Source organism: Clostridium akagii DSM 12554 (genome assembly GCF_000686725.1).
In the GTDB taxonomy this organism is placed as follows: domain Bacteria; phylum Bacillota; class Clostridia; order Clostridiales; family Clostridiaceae; genus Clostridium_I; species Clostridium_I akagii.
In genome coordinates this window covers 602,103-619,111 of the sequence record NZ_KK366007.1, presented here as the reverse complement: position 1 = coordinate 619,111, position 17,009 = coordinate 602,103, and the positions used below count along the sequence as shown (strand labels likewise).

The 17,009-nt window shown below is 31.1% G+C and carries 15 protein-coding genes and 6 tRNA genes; 2 read left to right on the top strand and 19 right to left on the bottom strand.

The window, feature by feature from the left end; all coding sequences use genetic code 11:
• Positions 1-55 precede the first annotated feature (55 nt).
• The 9 genes from BR66_RS0118420 to BR66_RS0118380 all read right to left on the bottom strand — a co-directional run bounded on the left by BR66_RS0118420 (position 56) and on the right by BR66_RS0118380 (position 2,772).
• Positions 56-131 (bottom strand) — tRNA-Lys (locus BR66_RS0118420).
• A 13-nt stretch (positions 132-144) separates the two neighbouring features.
• Positions 145-219, bottom strand: a tRNA-Gln gene (locus BR66_RS0118415).
• Between the two features lie 9 nt (positions 220-228).
• Positions 229-304: transfer RNA gene (locus BR66_RS0118410), tRNA-His, on the bottom strand.
• 4 nt (positions 305-308) lie between these two features.
• A tRNA-Arg gene (locus BR66_RS0118405) sits at positions 309-385 on the bottom strand.
• 9 nt (positions 386-394) lie between these two features.
• Positions 395-468, bottom strand: a tRNA-Gly gene (locus BR66_RS0118400).
• 7 nt (positions 469-475) lie between these two features.
• Positions 476-551: transfer RNA gene (locus BR66_RS0118395), tRNA-Pro, on the bottom strand.
• 100 nt (positions 552-651) lie between these two features.
• Positions 652-1,122, bottom strand: a complete 471-nt coding sequence (locus tag BR66_RS0118390) for a metallophosphoesterase (protein ID WP_026884225.1) — start codon at positions 1,120-1,122, stop codon at positions 652-654.
• A 54-nt stretch (positions 1,123-1,176) separates the two neighbouring features.
• Complete coding sequence (locus tag BR66_RS0118385; protein ID WP_026884224.1) at positions 1,177-1,767, bottom strand: XTP/dITP diphosphatase; 591 nt, start codon at positions 1,765-1,767, stop codon at positions 1,177-1,179.
• A gap of 27 nt (positions 1,768-1,794) precedes the next feature.
• Positions 1,795-2,772, bottom strand: coding sequence for an AIR synthase family protein (locus BR66_RS0118380; protein ID WP_026884223.1), 978 nt, complete (start codon positions 2,770-2,772; stop codon positions 1,795-1,797).
• 88 nt (positions 2,773-2,860) lie between these two features.
• On the opposite strand from BR66_RS0118380, the gene BR66_RS0118375 reads away from it, so the two are divergent.
• Positions 2,861-4,234, top strand: a complete 1,374-nt coding sequence (locus BR66_RS0118375) for a hypothetical protein (protein ID WP_026884222.1) — start codon at positions 2,861-2,863, stop codon at positions 4,232-4,234.
• On the opposite strand, the gene BR66_RS0118370 is transcribed toward BR66_RS0118375, so the two are convergent.
• On the bottom strand, positions 4,199-5,827 hold the full coding sequence (locus BR66_RS0118370; protein WP_026884221.1) for a peptide ABC transporter substrate-binding protein: 1,629 nt from the start codon (positions 5,825-5,827) through the stop codon (positions 4,199-4,201). The two genes, BR66_RS0118375 and BR66_RS0118370, sit on opposite strands and share 36 nt — an antisense overlap.
• A 168-nt stretch (positions 5,828-5,995) precedes the next feature.
• On the opposite strand from BR66_RS0118370, the gene BR66_RS24245 reads away from it, so the two are divergent.
• Positions 5,996-6,313: a hypothetical protein gene (locus BR66_RS24245; RefSeq protein ID WP_035796534.1), complete on the top strand. Its 318-nt coding sequence runs from the start codon at positions 5,996-5,998 to the stop codon at positions 6,311-6,313.
• Positions 6,314-6,468: 155 nt separating this feature from the next.
• Here the strand turns inward: BR66_RS24245 and gatB are convergent, their stop codons facing one another.
• The 9 genes from gatB to BR66_RS26675 form a co-directional block, all read right to left on the bottom strand.
• Entirely contained in the window at positions 6,469-7,899 is a 1,431-nt protein-coding gene (gene gatB / locus BR66_RS0118360; protein WP_026884220.1) for an Asp-tRNA(Asn)/Glu-tRNA(Gln) amidotransferase subunit GatB, read from the bottom strand.
• 14 nt (positions 7,900-7,913) lie between these two features.
• Positions 7,914-9,374 (bottom strand): Asp-tRNA(Asn)/Glu-tRNA(Gln) amidotransferase subunit GatA, encoded by a 1,461-nt coding sequence (gatA, locus tag BR66_RS0118355; RefSeq protein WP_026884219.1) that lies wholly within the window; start codon positions 9,372-9,374, stop codon positions 7,914-7,916.
• Between the two features lie 28 nt (positions 9,375-9,402).
• A complete protein-coding gene (gene gatC / locus BR66_RS0118350; RefSeq protein WP_026884218.1) occupies positions 9,403-9,690 on the bottom strand; it encodes an Asp-tRNA(Asn)/Glu-tRNA(Gln) amidotransferase subunit GatC in 288 nt (95 codons plus the stop codon).
• 174 nt (positions 9,691-9,864) lie between these two features.
• Positions 9,865-10,140: a hypothetical protein gene (locus BR66_RS0118345; RefSeq protein WP_026884217.1), complete on the bottom strand. Its 276-nt coding sequence runs from the start codon at positions 10,138-10,140 to the stop codon at positions 9,865-9,867.
• An 81-nt stretch (positions 10,141-10,221) separates the two neighbouring features.
• Positions 10,222-12,216 carry an NAD-dependent DNA ligase LigA gene (gene ligA, locus BR66_RS0118340; protein ID WP_026884216.1) on the bottom strand — a complete coding sequence of 665 codons (1,995 nt, stop codon included), beginning with the start codon at positions 12,214-12,216 and terminating at the stop codon, positions 10,222-10,224.
• 16 nt (positions 12,217-12,232) lie between these two features.
• Complete coding sequence (pcrA, locus tag BR66_RS0118335) at positions 12,233-14,521, bottom strand: DNA helicase PcrA (RefSeq protein WP_026884215.1); 2,289 nt, start codon at positions 14,519-14,521, stop codon at positions 12,233-12,235.
• A gap of 273 nt (positions 14,522-14,794) precedes the next feature.
• Positions 14,795-15,109 carry a YerC/YecD family TrpR-related protein gene (locus tag BR66_RS0118330; RefSeq protein ID WP_026884214.1) on the bottom strand — a complete coding sequence of 105 codons (315 nt, stop codon included), beginning with the start codon at positions 15,107-15,109 and terminating at the stop codon, positions 14,795-14,797.
• A 364-nt stretch (positions 15,110-15,473) separates the two neighbouring features.
• Positions 15,474-16,202, bottom strand: coding sequence for a pseudouridine synthase (locus BR66_RS0118325; RefSeq protein WP_026884213.1), 729 nt, complete (start codon positions 16,200-16,202; stop codon positions 15,474-15,476).
• Positions 16,203-16,289: 87 nt separating this feature from the next.
• On the bottom strand, positions 16,290-16,964 hold the full coding sequence (locus tag BR66_RS26675; RefSeq protein WP_026884212.1) for a lytic transglycosylase domain-containing protein: 675 nt from the start codon (positions 16,962-16,964) through the stop codon (positions 16,290-16,292).
• Positions 16,965-17,009 lie beyond the last annotated feature (45 nt).

Here is a 17,009-nt window from a genome sequence, read left to right as displayed (position 1 = left end):
TAAGGCGCTAGATCCTAAGTCTAGTGCGTCTGCCATTCCGCCACACCTGCACATTTGGTGGCTTACCGGGGAATCGAACCCCGGACAACATGATTAAAAGTCATGTGCTCTACCAACTGAGCTAGTAAACCTTATTAAATTAATTGGCTGGGATGGCAGGATTCGAACCTACGCGTGCAGCAGTCAAAGTGCTGTGTCTTACCGCTTGACGACATCCCAAAACAATAATGGGGTGGATAAAGGGACTCGAACCCTCGGCATCCAGAACCACAAACTGGCGCTCTACCAACTGAACTACATCCACCATATGGTGTGTCTTAAGGGATTCGAACCCCCGGCCCACGCCTTAGAAGGGCGTTGCTCTATCCAACTGAGCTAAAGACACATTTTGTATTGGAGCGGGTGGAGAGAATCGAACTCTCATAACTAGCTTGGAAGGCTAACACTCTACCACTGAGTTACACCCGCTTGCAAATGGTCGGGGTGACAGGGATTGAACCTGCGACCTCATGGTCCCAAACCACGCGCGCTCCCATCTGCGCTACACCCCGATACTTTATTTTCCTCGCTGCCCACTATCTTGGCAACAAAAATTATTTTACACTAATATGGGTTGTTCGTCAATACTTTTCTTTATTTTTTATTTAAACTCTATATTAATTTTATGCTTGGCACTATTTTTTCACCGATAATTTCAATCAAACCAATGCTATTTTTGCCATTTCTAGCCATACCCGCGCTACCTGGATTTATGAACCAGATTCCCTCTTCAAACAGTGTGGTAGCAATATGTGTATGTCCAAATAATGCTATATCTACCCCTACTTCCATGGCTTTATATTTTAGATTTTCTAGAGTTGTTTTTACATTATAATTATGTCCATGAGTTATAAAAATTTTTTTATCACCTAGTACTTCTATTCTCTCTGATAGAATGTTTTCAGCGTAATCACAATTTCCTTTTACACTTATAATTTTTCCATTATAATATTTTTCAATTTCTTGTACATCACTAGTATTGTCCCCTAAATGTATAATAAAGTCACATCCACTTAGCTTATCTAATGCCTTTTTAATATACTTATTTTGCCTATGTGTATCACTTATTACTCCAACTAGCACAAAAATACCTCCATTTATGTGTAATACCAAATATTTATTTTCGGTATCTTTTTTCTATAATTTTTTTAATTTATCTTTTAATAGCTCCAATGCTTTCCCTCTATGGCTAATTGAGTTTTTTTCTCTACCATCTAGTTCAGCAAATGTCTTATTTAATTCAGGTATAAAAAATAGTGGGTCATAACCAAAACCATTATTACCACGCTCATCTTCAATAATATAGCCTTTAGCTTCTCCTTGGACTTTTATGGTGTTATTTCCATTGACTATCAGCACCATTGCTGCTACAAATTTTGCCTTTCGATCCTCATTTTTTTTTCCCTTAAGTAGCTTTAGCAGTTTTTTATTGTTTTTTTTATCATTTCCATGTTCCCCTGCAAATCTAGCTGAAAATACTCCTGGTGCTCCGTTTAATGCATCTACCATAAGCCCAGAATCATCCGAAAGCACCATTTCACCTGTTAATTTATATATCTCATATGCTTTTTTATAAGCGTTATCCATAAAAGTTTCCCCGTCTTCAACTATGTCCACCTTGATTTCGGCCTCTTTAAGTGATAATATTTCTAAATCAAAACTCTTTAAAATTTCTTTTATCTCTTTTATTTTTCCTTGATTATTACTAGCAACTATTAATTTTTTCATTTTCTTCTCCTGTTCCATTAGTCTTCTCTATATTATTTTAAATAATTCATCACTCTTAGGAGGTGTTACTTCTTTATCTACGTCATCAATTACAATAATAGCTTTATCAGATGTTATTTTTCCTATTATCGTGGCCTCTATATGATTTTTATTAAGTTCACTTACTAGTTTTTTCCCACTGCTACATGTTATAAGCATGCTTCCTGAGGATATAAATCTTAGTGGATCTATTTTAAATTGGGCACATATTTTTTTTGTCACCGTACTTATTGGCATTAAATCATTATATACTTTAAATCCACTTTGACTTGCATTTACAACTTCCCAAAGTGCACCAAGTACTCCGCCCTCTGTTATGTCATGCATGGAATTGACTCCGTAATTTCCACATATCCTTCCTTCTTTTACTACACTAATATTTTCTATATATCCTTTTGCTTCTTTTATTTCTTCATCGCTTAAAACTTCTTTTAGAATATCTAGCTTATCACTTACAGCAATAAAACTTCCCTCCATTGCAAGTTGTTTTGTTACTATTATATCGTCGTTAATTTTTGCTCCACCAGTCTTTACAGCCGCATTTTTAGGAGTTTTTCCTATGGCAGTACATGAAATAACCATTTTATTCACTGCACTAGTTACTTCAGTGTGACCACCTAGCACTTCAATATTTAAATTCCTGCACTCCTCACTTATTTCCTCCATAACCTTTTTAATTTCCTCTATAGTGCTTGTTACAGGTGCAAGTATTGTAACTAGTATCCCGATGGGTTCAGCACCGCAGGAAGCGATGTCATTGCAGTTTATATGTACTGCTAGTTTTCCACTTCCATTTTCAGAACCAGTTATTGGATCCGTGGAAACTACACACTCCATTTCTCCAAATTTTATTACACTGCAGTCCTCGCCAATACTACCTCTTATTCTAACATCATCTCTTTTAATACCTCTATTGTTATCAATTATTTCTTTTAATTCATAGGAATCTAATTTACCAACCTTCATAAAAATCTACCTTTCCATAACTGTTTTATACACAATTAAAAATATAATTTCATATACTGTTATATAGTAATATTTTGGTGGTGTTATTTTGAAATATATCGGTCCTTTTCTAAAATTAAATTATCTAAGTAAAGAAAACATAGGTAACCAATTATTCCACCTTGCAAAAGAAAACGAAAAATTACTCACATTCTACTCAAATTTTGGCATAGTAAGTGACTCTAAACGACCAGAATTAAGTATTAAATCTAACTATGATATTAACACATTTAAAGCTTTTTCTCCACTATTATGTATATATAAAAAGGGAGACACAAAGCTTATAAATGAAGGAAATAAATTGCACTTTTTAGAGGATAGATTTAGGCAGGATATACAGATTTCCAGCAATGCTCTCATGACTTTGTCCATTTTAGAACTGGCAAAATACTATAAGACTGTTGAAGGTAATCATAAAGCAAAACACAGTCTTTATAAAACATATATTACTGTTGCCGAAAATCAATTGGAGTTTTATTTAACATATCTTAGAAATGCCGAAGGAATATTTGTAGATAAAAAAAACATTTCAGACTCAAATGAATTTAAATTTGAAAATAAATCTAAGGGATATCTATTTTCAGATCAGGCTCTCATTATGGCTGCTTTTGGGAGTTGTTCCCTTCTTCGCCGGGATAAAGATGGAGAACAATACAAAAATTTTTCTTTTGATATATTTAACATGATTTATGGCTGTAGAGAAAATATATATGATTTGTCAATTGATGAGATCATGAAAATATGTTTAGGCCTCAATTTATTCTACGATTTTACTATGGACCCAAAAGTATTTTCCCTTCTGCTTGATTTGTATGACTGCATTGAATATAACTTAGAGGAGGATATTGGCAAGGAAATAATAACTACTAAGTCTATGTTTTTAATTAATTCAATGCTTATTTATAAACATAGTAATCTAATAAAATACAAAGATAATGCACTTAACACCTTTAAAGAGATTAATGAATTATATGATAGTGATATTGGAATTTTTAAAAAAGAAAGTTCAAAAAAAGAAATAGACATTTCATCTTCTGATTTAATTTTATATCTCATTGCTACGCTTCTTTGTTTTGAGGGCAATAATGAGACTGAAACAAACAGGTTAGTTTCCTCACTTTTTAGGCACATAGTTGAGGCATCTCAAATTATAGGTAGCTGGCCTGATGTTCCAAATTTAGATAGTCCTGAGCGATATTTGAATTTTTCTTTGGATTCCAAGGATTTGTTAGATGAAAAAAACTTCAAGCTTGATTCCATGGGCACCCCTGAATCTACTTTAGTTTTACCCTTATTTTTAAAAGAAATAACCTATAATAAAAAGAAAAATTCATTTTCAGAACCTAAAAGCTCTTTTTACAGTGATCAAAACATGCTTTTTTTCTTTTTATTTATTTATCTTTTCAGACCCACTTTTAAATAATTTATCAATTTGAATATTTCCATATTTATCAACTTCAAGACCCTGAACAGTTGATTTTGAACAGACTCCTATGTTTTTAGTATAAACAGGTATTATGGGCATAGTATTCACAAGTTCTTTTAAACATTTTGAATAAAGCTCTTTTCTTTTGATTTTATCTGAAGTAATGTTTGCACTAAAAAGCAAATTATCATAATTATTATCATTAAATCCATATATATTAGCTGGATATTTCTGCTGCCATATCTCCAGAAATGCCATTGGATCATTATAATTTATATTATATTCTCCAAAATAAATATCATAATCCTTGTTTTTTATAACCTGGCTTATATCCTGACTATTATAACCGGTGAGGGAAAATTCAATATTTTCTTCTTTTGGAATGCTAGCATTTATGCTTTTTATTATCTGCTCACATTCCTTTTTATTATCACCTTGATCTAGATATACAATTTTTATGGTTTCTCCATTATAAATGCTATTATTAAGGTATTTCAAGGCTTCGGTAGGTACATTACTAGGAAGTGTAATAGCTTTTAGTTCTGTACTCATTGAACTTGGAAAAAAAGAATTATTAACTTCCCCAAAATCATCTATACCTGAACTTTTAAATATATTTTTATCTAGAGCATAATTAATTGCTTTTCTAAAATTTACATCACTTGTAGCAGTTTCATTATTTAAATTGAAAAATAATGATTTAACTGTAAAAGTACTAAAGCTCTTTTCTTCATTTTCTTTTTGAAGTCTTTGAACTTCAGTAGCCGGTGGATTTAAAAAAATATCTATATTATTAGTTTCAAAATCAGCTAGGGAGTATACTCCTCCATTTTTACCTTGGGCTAATACTATATTGTCACTAATGACAGTATTTTTAAATATATAATTTTTGTTCTTAGACAAATAGATTTTATTATCATCCGAAATATTTTCAATTTTGAATGGCCCTGTATATTGTATTTTTTCGTAATTTTTTTTCCAATTAGACAGTTTAGAGTCAATTTTTCTAAGGCCGTATATTGGTTGACTCAATAAGTTTAGCAAATATGGCTCTGGGGAATTTAGCCTAATTTGAAGTATATTTGATCCCAATGCTGTTATTGCAACGGATGAAAAATCATTTTTATTTGAAACATAATCTGTAACACCAAAAATTACTTTTAACTCATTTCTATATACACTGTTATAGTCTAATTTTAGTATATCCCTAAAAAAGTCACAGAAATCAGTGGCAGTAATACTTTTTCCATCGCTCCACTTTATGTCATCTCTCAGGGTAAAAGTATAAATAAGTCCATCTTTAGAAATATCACAACTCTTTGCTAGTCCATACTCAATGCTACTATTGCCATTATTATCTTGTTTTTCATAAACTAAACCTTCAAACAGAGCTGCTCCAAATTCTTTTGCTCTTGAATTATATTCATCTAGTTTTACTAAATCATTAGGAAGTTTTTCTATGTCATATACTAGTTGATTATTATTTTTTGACATTGCACTCAAATCTTTTTTTTCTTCTACGCAGCCTTGCAAATCTAAGCTTATAATTATAATTAAAACTAAACATAAAATCTTTTTTAATCTATTCATACTCTACAACCTTTTCCTACTAAAAATTAATTGTTTTTTATATTATTGCCAAAATAAACCTTTTTCAAACCAAACTATAAAACACAAATAAAAACTTTTATGATATAATATTAATGTATTTACAAGTTACATAGTATAATAAGATAATTTTTACTGGAGGGTAAATCCATGTTTATTGCATTAGAAATAATCGGTATTTTGTTCATGCTTACATTTATACTTATTGGGATATGGAGTTTTATTATTTTAAACAAAGTTTATGGTCAGTTAAAATATAAAAACTACCTTATAGAAAAAATAAATCATAACCTTACAATTAAAAATAATTGTAATAATCTTACCCCTGCAGGCAGTACGTCAGAGACCTTAGATAATGAGACACTAGATAATTCAGGTGAAATTCCTTTAGAAAAAGATTCCTCAAAGGAATCTACTATAAATGCATATGATTCCGAAACCCTTTCACCGGATAAAAAAGAAGTATAGCCTAAAAAAAATAAGTTACAAGTGCACGTTACTTGTTATTCTGCCAATACATAACAATCAATAAAAAATGGATGTAAGAGCTTTATTAATAAAGCCTTTACATCCATTTTATTTTCATCATGAATAAAACTTACCACTTATAATTGAAGCAGTTGTTAATATTTTTTTATTTCTTCATTTACAAGTTTATTTACAATCTGAGGATTTGCTTTTCCTCTTGTCTCTTTCATTATCACACCTACGATAAATCCTAAAACTCTATTTTTACCATTTTTAAAATCTTCAACGGATTTAGGATTAGCATCTAGAACTTTTCTAACTATGTCTAGTATTTCACCTTCATCACTATTTTGAATAAGTCCTTTTTCTTTTACAATTATTTCAGGTGATTTACCTGTATTAAACATTTCAACTATAACCTTTTTCCCTATAGCATTTGAAATAGTTTTAGCATTTATAAGTTTTATAAGTTCACCAAGTTGCTCTGGAGTGAATTTTAAATCTTCAACCCAAGTAGCATTTTCTTTCATTATTTTGGATATATCACCCATTAACCAGTTAGATGCTGATTTTGCATCCCCACAAGCCAAGGCTGTTTTCTCAAAAAAATCCGCCATGGACATGGTAATTGTAAGTACATAAGCATCATATCTAGGAATTTGAAATTCCTTAACAAATCTTAGTTCTTTCTCCCGAGGAAGTTCTGGTATAGTTTTTCTTATTGCCTCTATCCAAGCATCATCAATGTTTAAGGTAACAAGGTCTCCTTCTGGAAAATATCTATAATCATTTGAAAACTCTTTACTTCTCATTATAGCAGTTATGGAATTATCATCATCCCATCTTCTTGTATCCTGAGTAAGTTTTTCCCCAGCTTCAATGGCTTTTATCTGCCTACCTATTTCATAGTTCAGTGCTTTTTCAAGTGCTTTAAAAGAATTCATATTTTTTATTTCTGTTCTTATCCCAAAGGTGTCAGATCCCTTCTCCATAACTGAGATATTGGCATCGCATCTTAAAGATCCCTCTTCCATTTTACAGTCTGAAACTCCAGTACATGAAAGTATGCTCTTTACCATTTCTAGATATTTCACTGCTTCTTTAGGACTTCTCATATCCGGCCTTGAAACTATTTCCGCTAACGGAACTCCAGCTCTATTAAAATCCACTAATGTACCTGCTCCTGTGTGCAGTAGTTTTCCAGCATCTTCTTCTATATGAATTCTCTCTATTCCAATTGTTTTTGTAGTTCCATCATCTAATTCTATTTCTATATGACCATCTCTACATAATGGTAATTCATCTTGAGTTATTTGATAATTTTTAGGACAATCCGGATAAAAATAATTTTTTCTATCCATTCTTCCAAGCTTTGTTATGGAACAATTTAACGCAAGCCCTGCCCTTATTCCATATTCAACTACCTTTTTATTTAAATGTGGAAGTGATCCTGGAAGACCCATACATACTGGACAAACATGAGTATTAGGCTGTCCTCCAAATTCAGTAATGCATCCACAATTCATTTTAGTTTTTGTTAAAAGTTCAGTATGAACTTCAAGTCCTATTACAACTTCATATTCCATTTTTTTCACCATCCTTACTCGATTACTGCGCTTTTTTTATGCCAATCTGTTGATGCTTCATAACTATATGCCATATTAAATAATACATCTTCTCTAAAATAATTTCCAATAAACTGAAGACCAACTGGAAGACCATTTACAAAACCACAAGGGACCGAAATCGCTGGAAGTCCTGCAATATTAACAGGTACTGTGTATACATCTGATAAATACATTGATAAAACATCCTCTGTCTTTTCTCCAAACTTAAATGCAGTAGAAGGAGATGTTGGTGATACTAATATATCAAATTCTTCAAAGTTTTTTGCGAAATCTTGTTTTATTAGGTTTCTTACTTTTAAAGCCTTCTTATAATAAGCATCATAATAACCTGAGGAAAGAGCATAAGTACCAAGCATTATCCTTCTCTTAACTTCTTTACCAAAACCTTCACTTCTTGACTTTGTATATATATCTATAGCATCCAATGCATCTTTAGATCTGTGTCCATATCTTATACCATCAAATCTTGCAAGATTTGATGAAGCCTCTGCAGAAGATATTATGTAATAAGCAGCTAAGGAATATTCTGTTAGTGGCAATGATATCTTTTTAACGATAGCCCCATTGTCCTCTAAAACTCTTATTGCCTCATCAATACATTTTCTAACTTTGTCATCTAGACCTTCTCCAAAATATTCTTCTGGGATACCTATTTTTTTACCTTTTATATCTTTAATTAAACTCTTTGAATAATCCTGTACTGGCGAATTTACAGTGGTGAAATCCATTTTATCAATCCCTGCAATAGCTCCAGTTAGAAGAGCACAATCCTCAACATCTCTGCCTATTGTACCTACCTGGTCAAGAGTTGAACCAAAAGCTGTTACTCCATACCTTGATATTCTACCATAAGTTGGCTTTAATCCAACAACACCGCAAAATGATGAAGGCTGTCTTACAGAACCTCCTGTTTCAGTTCCAAGTGTAAGTGGTGACTCAAAAGCTGCAACTGCTGCCGCTGACGCACCTGAAGATCCTCCTGGAACATATTCTTTTTTCCAAGGATTAATTACCTTTTTATAGGCACTGTTTTCATTTGATGAACCCATTGCAAATTCATCCATATTAAGTTTTCCAAGAATTATTCCATTGCTACTCTTTATCCTCTCAGTAACTGTAGCATCATAAGGTGATATGTACCCTTCAAGTATTTTAGATCCACAAGTGTTTTGCATTCCCTTTACACTTATATTATCTTTTATTGCTACTGGTACACCGCCAAGCCCTTCTAATTTCCCATCAGCACCAAGTTTAGTATCCAGCCTTTTGGCATTTAAAATAGCTTCTTCCTTAGCCTTATATAAATAAGCACCAATTTTGTCATCTGTAGTATCTATTCTATTAAAAAAAGCATTAGTTACTTCTTCAACCTTTACCTCTTTACTATTTATAAGTTTTTTTAGTTCATGAGCTTTAAGCTTATGTAATTCCATTTTTTACCTCCTGTTTGCTTTACAATATTTATTCTATTATTTTTGGTACTACTATATATTCTTCTAATATTTGTGGTGCATTTTCCAGAACATACTTGAGTTCCATTGAAGGTTCTACTTCATCTTCTCTGAATTTATTTTCAATATAATAAGGATTTACTATTATATCTGTATCTTTTGTATCCAATTCATTTAGTTTTTCAATATAACCTAATACACTATTTAGATCTCCAATTAGCTCATGCTTTTCCTTTTCAGTAAAGCTAAGTCTTGCAAGTTCAGCAACGTACTCCACATCATTTTTTGTAACTGACATATTATCCCTCTTTTCTTTAATCAACTCTTTTGATTATACAATAAATTCTAGTATTTTAATAGCCATAACATCATAGCAAAAATAGGCTACCTTTTGGTAACCTATTTTACTCTGATACACATTCAAGAATAAATGTTTCAATGTTTACTATATATATGTAATTAACTTGTTAGGTTAATAAACTCCAATGTAAAGAAAAACCATTGCACCACATGCAATTAAAGTGCACAGTACACAATACAATGCATTTTCAGCTCTTTCCTTTTTATCAATGCACATTTTTATTGCCCAAGTAACCATAGTTACCCCCAAACAAACTTGTAATGCGTTATACGAAGTAAAATAATTTACTTGACGTCCATACATATAAGTGGAAAATACTGTGATTATTATAGAAAACATTGTGAGTACTACAAATATCCACCCCAAAGCACTTACTACTTTTCTCATTTTCCTCCTCCTATTTCACTCTAAAAATAATATTAGTACACTTTCTACTATTTGTAAACATTTTTATATCATTAATAGTTTCTAATTTGTTAATATTTTGTAAAATTCCTCTTCTGAAATAACTTTCACTCCAAGTTCTACAGCTTTGTCATATTTAGATCCCGGGTCTTTTCCAACCAGAACATAATCTGTCTTTTTACTTACACTACTAGAAACTTTAGCGCCTAGTGCCTCGATTTTTTCTTTTATCTCGCTTCTGCTTAAGTTTTCAAGACTACCTGTAACCACCACAGTTTTATCCATAAATTCGTTTTCAATAACCTGCTCTTCTTCATAGTGAGGTTTTACTCCAACCTGAATTAATTCCCTTATACTATTTAATATTTTGTCCTCTTTAAAAAAATCTAGAACACTATTTGCCACTATTTCTCCGATATCTTGAATGGAAATTAACTCATCAAAGTCAGCATTTATAATATTTTCTAAATTTTTTAATTTTTTAACCATATCTTTAGCTGTCTTTTTACCAACGTTTGGAATTCCTAGTGCATATACAAATGCAGCAAGCTCTACATTTTTACTATTCTCAATAGATTCAATAAGATTTTTTGCTTTTTTGTCACCAAACCTGTCCAAATTTACTAGTTCTTCTTTCTTTATTTTATATAAGTCTGTTATGGCTTTTATATCTAATTTTTCAAATAGAAGTTCCGCAGTTTTTTCGCTAAACCCCTCTATATTCATTGCCTCTCGACTTCCAAAATGGACTATACTCTTAACCATTTGAGGTCTACATGACAAAGTATTTTCACAAAAATAATGAACTCCATCTTGTACAAGTTCACTGCCACAATACGGACACACGTTAGGAATATTAATGTCCCTTTCGTCAGCACTTGATTCAGCCACTCCCATTATCTCTGGAATAACATCATTTGAACGGCGCACAAATACTAAACTTCCTATTTTAACACCCTTTCTTCGTATATCATCCATGTTATTTAACGTAGCCCTTTTAACTGTAACTCCAGCAAGTTCAACAGGTTCTAAAAGTGCGGTAGGTGTTATTTTACCAGTTCTGCCCACATTCCATTCCACACCTATTAGTCTTGTAGCTGCCTCTTCTGCTTCAAATTTAAAAGCAATTGCCCACTTTGGAAACTTTATAGTGTAACCGATAAGCTCTCTGGTCCTAATGTCATCTATAGCTATTACTATACCATCAATATCGTAGTTAAGTTTAGGTCTTAATTCTTTTATATATTCTATTTCTTTTTCAATTTCCTCAATGCTGCTACATTCTTTTATATATCTGTCTACAGGAAAATTTCTATCTATTAAAAAATCCATCATTTCTTTATAAGTCTTAAATGGAGATCCTTCATTATATCCTACGTCGTAAAAAAAAGCAGATAAATTTCTTTTTGCGGTTTCTTTAACATTTAAATTTCTAAGTGCACCTGCAGCACCATTTCTCAAATTTTTAAGAGGAGAATCCGCACTACTATTATATTTCTCAAAAGCTTCCTTAGTCATTACCGCTTCTCCGTGAACCTCAATGAAAGAAGAGTAATCGATTTTTAGTGGAAGAGATTTTATTGTTCTAGCCTGCATAGTAACATCTTCACCTATTGTTCCTGTACCTCTACTTGCAGCAGTTATCATCACACCATTTTCATCATAGGTGCAATTAATAGTAAGTCCATCAAATTTTTTTGTTGCAATATATTTTATATCTGGAAGTTTTTCCGCATGATTATCGTTATATTCTTTTATAAATTTTAAATTTCTGTTATGCCACTCTTCAATTTCAGCAAGTGACTGTGCCTTATCAAGGCTCCAAAGTTTTCCCCTATGAGTATATTTTTTAAACTCTGGAAGCACAACATCTCCAACCCTAACAGTTGGTGAATATGGTAATACTACTCCTATTTCCTCTTCTAGCTTACGAAGCTCATCATATTTTTTATCATATTGCATGTCAGAGATGGTAGGATTGTCTTTAGCATAATACTGGTACGCATATTTATTGAGTTCTTTTATTAGAGCTTCCATTATACTTAATTTATTATCCATTAAATAATTACTCCATTCATATAATTTCCAAAGGTGCTAAATCCAATTTTAAATTTTTAATCCCCATATTCTCAAAAGCAATAGTTAGATTTACCGAACCTTCTTTTTCATTAACAGTTATGATAGTTCCCACACCAAATTTAGTGTGTTTAACCTTTCTTCCAATGGTAGCTTCTGCTTCACTTAACGGTTTTATTTGTTTTTTAGGCACTACGCTATAGTCCAAAACAGATTCATAACTCTTAACTTTTAAATCCAAGTTAGAATTTTTAGGTGGCACATCTCTATTCATCTGTGGGAAATTATTATAGCTTCTTCCACTTTCATATCTTTTATTATTTGAACTTTTATTTACCTGTCCACTATTTCTATCACCTAGCGTTACCTGTTCTCTTAAATTTTTGGGTATTTCAAGCACAAAATCAGACTCTCCATAAGAAACTGACCTACCAAAAACTCTTCTAGTCTGGGCTGATGTCATAAAAAGTTCTTCTTTAGCTCTTGTAATTCCAACATATGCAAGCCTTCTTGACTCTTCCATTTCAGTAAAATTACCAAGTGATGCTGCTCCCGGGAACATTCCATTTTCCATTCCAACCATAAATACTACTGGAAACTCAAGCCCCTTTGCACTGTGTACTGTCATCATAACAACAGTACATGCTGCCTCGTCGTAGTTATCTACATCTGCAACAAGAGCTGTCTTTTCAAGGAAAGCTGCCAAGGATTTATCTTCTTGAGTATTTTCAAAATCCACTGCTGCTGACACAAGTTCTTGAATGTTTTCTATTCTAGTTTCATCTTGCAAATCATCTGATTTTTTTAGCTCGGCTAAATATCCAGTTTGATCTAAAAGCTCTTCAATTAAAGTTGAAATTTTTATTTCATCTTTCCGTATCATAAAACTGTTTATTATACTTGTAAACTTATTAATTGAAGACAGACATCTTGGGGTAAGTCCTGGTATGTTCTCCGCATCTAATAATGAGCTATACATGCATTCCTCTATTCCATCTGCGAAGTTCTGTATTTTTTGAAAAGAAGTATCACCAATACTTCTTTTGGGTACATTTATGATTCTCTTTAAACTTATGTTATCAAGAGGATTACATATAAGTTTTAAATAAGACATTATGTCTTTAATTTCTTTTCTATCATAAAACTTTAATCCACCAATTATCCTATACGGTATATGCCTTTTCATAAAAATATCTTCAAAAAGTCTAGACTGAGCATTTGTCCTATATAAAATGGCAAAGTCTTTATAACTTCTTTTTTCTGATTCCACTGCATCTTTTATTTCATTTGCTACAAATTGTGCTTCTTCAATGTCTGAATAACTTCTGTACACTTTTATCTTAGATCCATCTTCACTTCTTGTCCTAAGAGTTTTGAAGTGCTCATGCTGATTGTTTTGTATAACTCCATTTGCTGCTTCTAGTATATTTTTTTTAGACCTATAATTTTCTTCAAGTTTTATAACCTTAGCATTTTTATAGTCTTTTTCAAAGTCCAATATATTTCTTATATCTGCTCCTCTCCAACCATATATACACTGATCATCGTCACCAACAACGCAAAGATTTTTATGGTCCATTGCTAAAAGTCTTACAAATTCATACTGAGTTTTATTAGTATCTTGATATTCGTCAATCATTATATACTTAAATTTTCTCTGATAAAATTCTAAAACTTCCTTATTTTTCATAAATAATTCAACAGTTTTATATATTAAATCATCAAAATCTAATGCATTATTTTCTTTAAGCCTTTTTTGATATAATATGTACACATCAGCGATTTTATTCAATCTATAATTTTTTTCGTTTTTTATTTTGAATTCTTGTGGGGAAACCATTCTATCTTTTTGATCTCCTATTTTAGATATTATCTCTTTGTCTGTTATATCTTTATCATTTATACCTACTTTTTTTACGCATTGACTTATAAGCGTTTTTTGATCAGCGCTATCATATATAGTAAAATTTTTATTATATCCAATTTTGTCTATTTCTCTTCTAAGTATCCTAACACAACTTGAATGAAAGGTTGAAATCCACATATTATCTGCTTCATTTCCTACAAGTGCCTTCACTCTTTCTTTCATTTCATGTGCTGCCTTATTTGTAAAGGTTATTGCTAATATTTGAGATGGATAGATGTTTAAATCTTCTATCATATGAGCAATTCTGTATGTTAAAACTCTTGTTTTACCAGAACCTGCTCCAGCCAAAACTAGCAAAGGTCCATCAACAGTTATAGCTGCTTCATATTGTTCCTTATTTAACAAATTTTTTAAATCCATATGTTTCCTCCTAATAATAATACTATATATTAAATTAATTTCCCTTTTCATATTTTATATTCATAAAATATGATTTTACTTGTGAAAATTAATCTTAATTTCAACCATATACCAAGATATTATATCACACTTTTATTACCTTCTGTTTCCTAAGTATTATAATTTACAAATACATTTATCATCACATTCTCTTTTCACATAATAAAAGATGCTCCCATCTTATTAATTCTTTGGGCGCATCTTTTATCCTCTATGTTTGTTATGTATTTTCTGCTATTTTTCTTTTTTATGATCTACATTAAGCCTATTTAACGCCGTGTTATACCCATCACTTCCATAATTCAAACATCTATTAACTCTGCTAATTGTAGCAGTGCTTGCACCTGTTTCTTCACCAATTTTTGAATAAGTATATTTTTCTGATAACAACTTTGCAACATGTAAGCGTTGTTCAATAGCTTTCACTTCATTTATTGTAAATATGTCTTCAAAAAATCTATAACATTCCTCTCTTGTCTTTAAGGTTAAAACAGCATCACATAAAAAATCTGCATTTTTATTTTCAAGCTTGGATTCAAATTTTGCCATTTACATTTCCTCCTCTTTTAAGAGCACTCTATAAATTTTAACATTAATTACACTCATATTCTATATTTCAAAACATTTTATTTGAAAGAAACTAATATATAATTTTGCAAATTTATGCATTTTATAATTCATTTAATTATCTTTTTGAATTTTGAAATTCATTTTTATAAAATAAAAAACAGCTCTTGGGGCAGAGCTGTCTATAAATAAATAATAAGGGGGCTATTCCTCTTACTTATCTTACATAGGTTATTATATATATGTGAGATATAAAAATCAAGTGTTTTTTGCAGAATTAATTTTATATGTGAAAAATCATGACTTTAATTCATTCATATTTTTCTACAAATATATTGTTTTAAATTTATTTAAGATGCCTAGGCTGATTTAAAATACTAATCTCATCTTCAGTTAATTCTCTATATTCACCCTCATTTAAATTTTCATCTAAACATATTGGTCCAAATTTAATTCTTCGCAGGTACACTACTTCTTTACCTCTTGCTATAAACATTCTTTTTACCTGGTGGAATTTACCCTCTTGTACTGTGACTTTAACCTTAGAACCAGTAGCATCTGAATTTATTATATTAAGAACTGCTGGCATACATACATATCCATCATCTAGTGTTATGCCTTCTTTAAATGCTTTAATATCCTCTTCATCCACAGCTTTATCTATTTCAGCGTAATAAACTTTATCTACATGCCATTTAGGGGAAATTAATCTGTGATTCATTTCCCCATCATTTGTTAACATTAAAAGACCAACTGTATCTTTGTCTAGTCTTCCTACAGGGAATGGATTAAATGAAGCATCCACTGGCTTTAGAAGGTCTATAACTGTTTTATCATAATTATCAAATGTTGCAGATACAACGTCTACTGGCTTATTCATTATATAATAAACATATTTTTTATATACTAAAGCCTCACCTTTAATAATTATTTTATTTTTTTGTATATCTACTTGGATATCACTGGATTTTATCTTTTCCCCATCTATTTCTACAAAACCCGCTTTAACTAATTTTTTTACATCTTTTCTTGATCCATATCCTGAATTTGCTAAAACTTTATCTAATCTTTCCATTATAAAATATTTCCTTTCTGTTACATAAATCAAAATACCCTTTGTTTTAAATAACAAAGGGATTTAAATATATTATTTTAATCATAATTAAACGTTGTTATTTTGGTTAGCTGAGTAATAAGCTGATACCTTAGATACATAGTTAATAGTTTCACTTGGAAGTCTATTAATATTTTCTCCACTTTTTTCTACTGCACCAGGTCCAGCATTATATGCAGCAATTGCCATTTTAGAATTACCAAAAGTATCAAGTAAGCTCTTTAGGTATTTGGTGCCACCATCCACATTTTGATTTATATCATAGGCGTTATTAACACCTAGTTCACTTGCTGTACCAGGCATAAGCTGCATAAGACCCATGGCGCCACAGCTTGAAGTTGAATTTGGATTAAATGATGATTCTTGTTTAATAACTGCTAGAATCAAATTCTTATCCACTCCATATTTTTTAGAAGCATTATCTACTGCCTGTTCTATGCTCAAATTACTCACGCCAACATCATATTTAACATCAGCAGTAATATTATCCTTGCTTTTAAGTATTGGCAATTTACTAACATCAACATTTCCAACTGAACTTTGATTATTATTGCTTGCAGCTGAACTCTGATTTCCATTTAATAGATTCTCAATTATACTTTCAAATGAATTAGATTGTGTTCCAGCTAAAACACTACTCGATGAATTATTTTTAGTTATATTAGTTAACAGCTCGTTCATTATTTCCAATTGAAGTGAATTTGTTACGCTATCTACTTTCACAACATCACCCTATCCGTTATAAATTTTTAAGCATATCTATATTAT

What these genes read in the sequence shown, in the direction of transcription:
- BR66_RS0118385 (WP_026884224.1), bottom strand. Translation starts at nt 1,767, where the DNA reads ATGAAAAAATTAATAGTTGCTAGTAATAATCAAGGAAAAATAAAAGAG.
- BR66_RS0118380 (WP_026884223.1), bottom strand. Translation starts at nt 2,772, where the DNA reads ATGAAGGTTGGTAAATTAGATTCCTATGAATTAAAAGAAATAATTGAT.
- BR66_RS0118370 (WP_026884221.1), bottom strand. Translation starts at nt 5,827, where the DNA reads ATGAATAGATTAAAAAAGATTTTATGTTTAGTTTTAATTATAATTATA.
- BR66_RS24245 (WP_035796534.1), top strand. Translation starts at nt 5,996, where the DNA reads ATGTTTATTGCATTAGAAATAATCGGTATTTTGTTCATGCTTACATTT.
- gatB (WP_026884220.1), bottom strand. Translation starts at nt 7,899, where the DNA reads ATGGAATATGAAGTTGTAATAGGACTTGAAGTTCATACTGAACTTTTA.
- gatA (WP_026884219.1), bottom strand. Translation starts at nt 9,374, where the DNA reads ATGGAATTACATAAGCTTAAAGCTCATGAACTAAAAAAACTTATAAAT.
- gatC (WP_026884218.1), bottom strand. Translation starts at nt 9,690, where the DNA reads ATGTCAGTTACAAAAAATGATGTGGAGTACGTTGCTGAACTTGCAAGA.
- BR66_RS0118345 (WP_026884217.1), bottom strand. Translation starts at nt 10,140, where the DNA reads ATGAGAAAAGTAGTAAGTGCTTTGGGGTGGATATTTGTAGTACTCACA.
- ligA (WP_026884216.1), bottom strand. Translation starts at nt 12,216, where the DNA reads ATGGATAATAAATTAAGTATAATGGAAGCTCTAATAAAAGAACTCAAT.
- pcrA (WP_026884215.1), bottom strand. Translation starts at nt 14,521, where the DNA reads ATGGATTTAAAAAATTTGTTAAATAAGGAACAATATGAAGCAGCTATA.
- BR66_RS0118330 (WP_026884214.1), bottom strand. Translation starts at nt 15,109, where the DNA reads ATGGCAAAATTTGAATCCAAGCTTGAAAATAAAAATGCAGATTTTTTA.
- BR66_RS0118325 (WP_026884213.1), bottom strand. Translation starts at nt 16,202, where the DNA reads ATGGAAAGATTAGATAAAGTTTTAGCAAATTCAGGATATGGATCAAGA.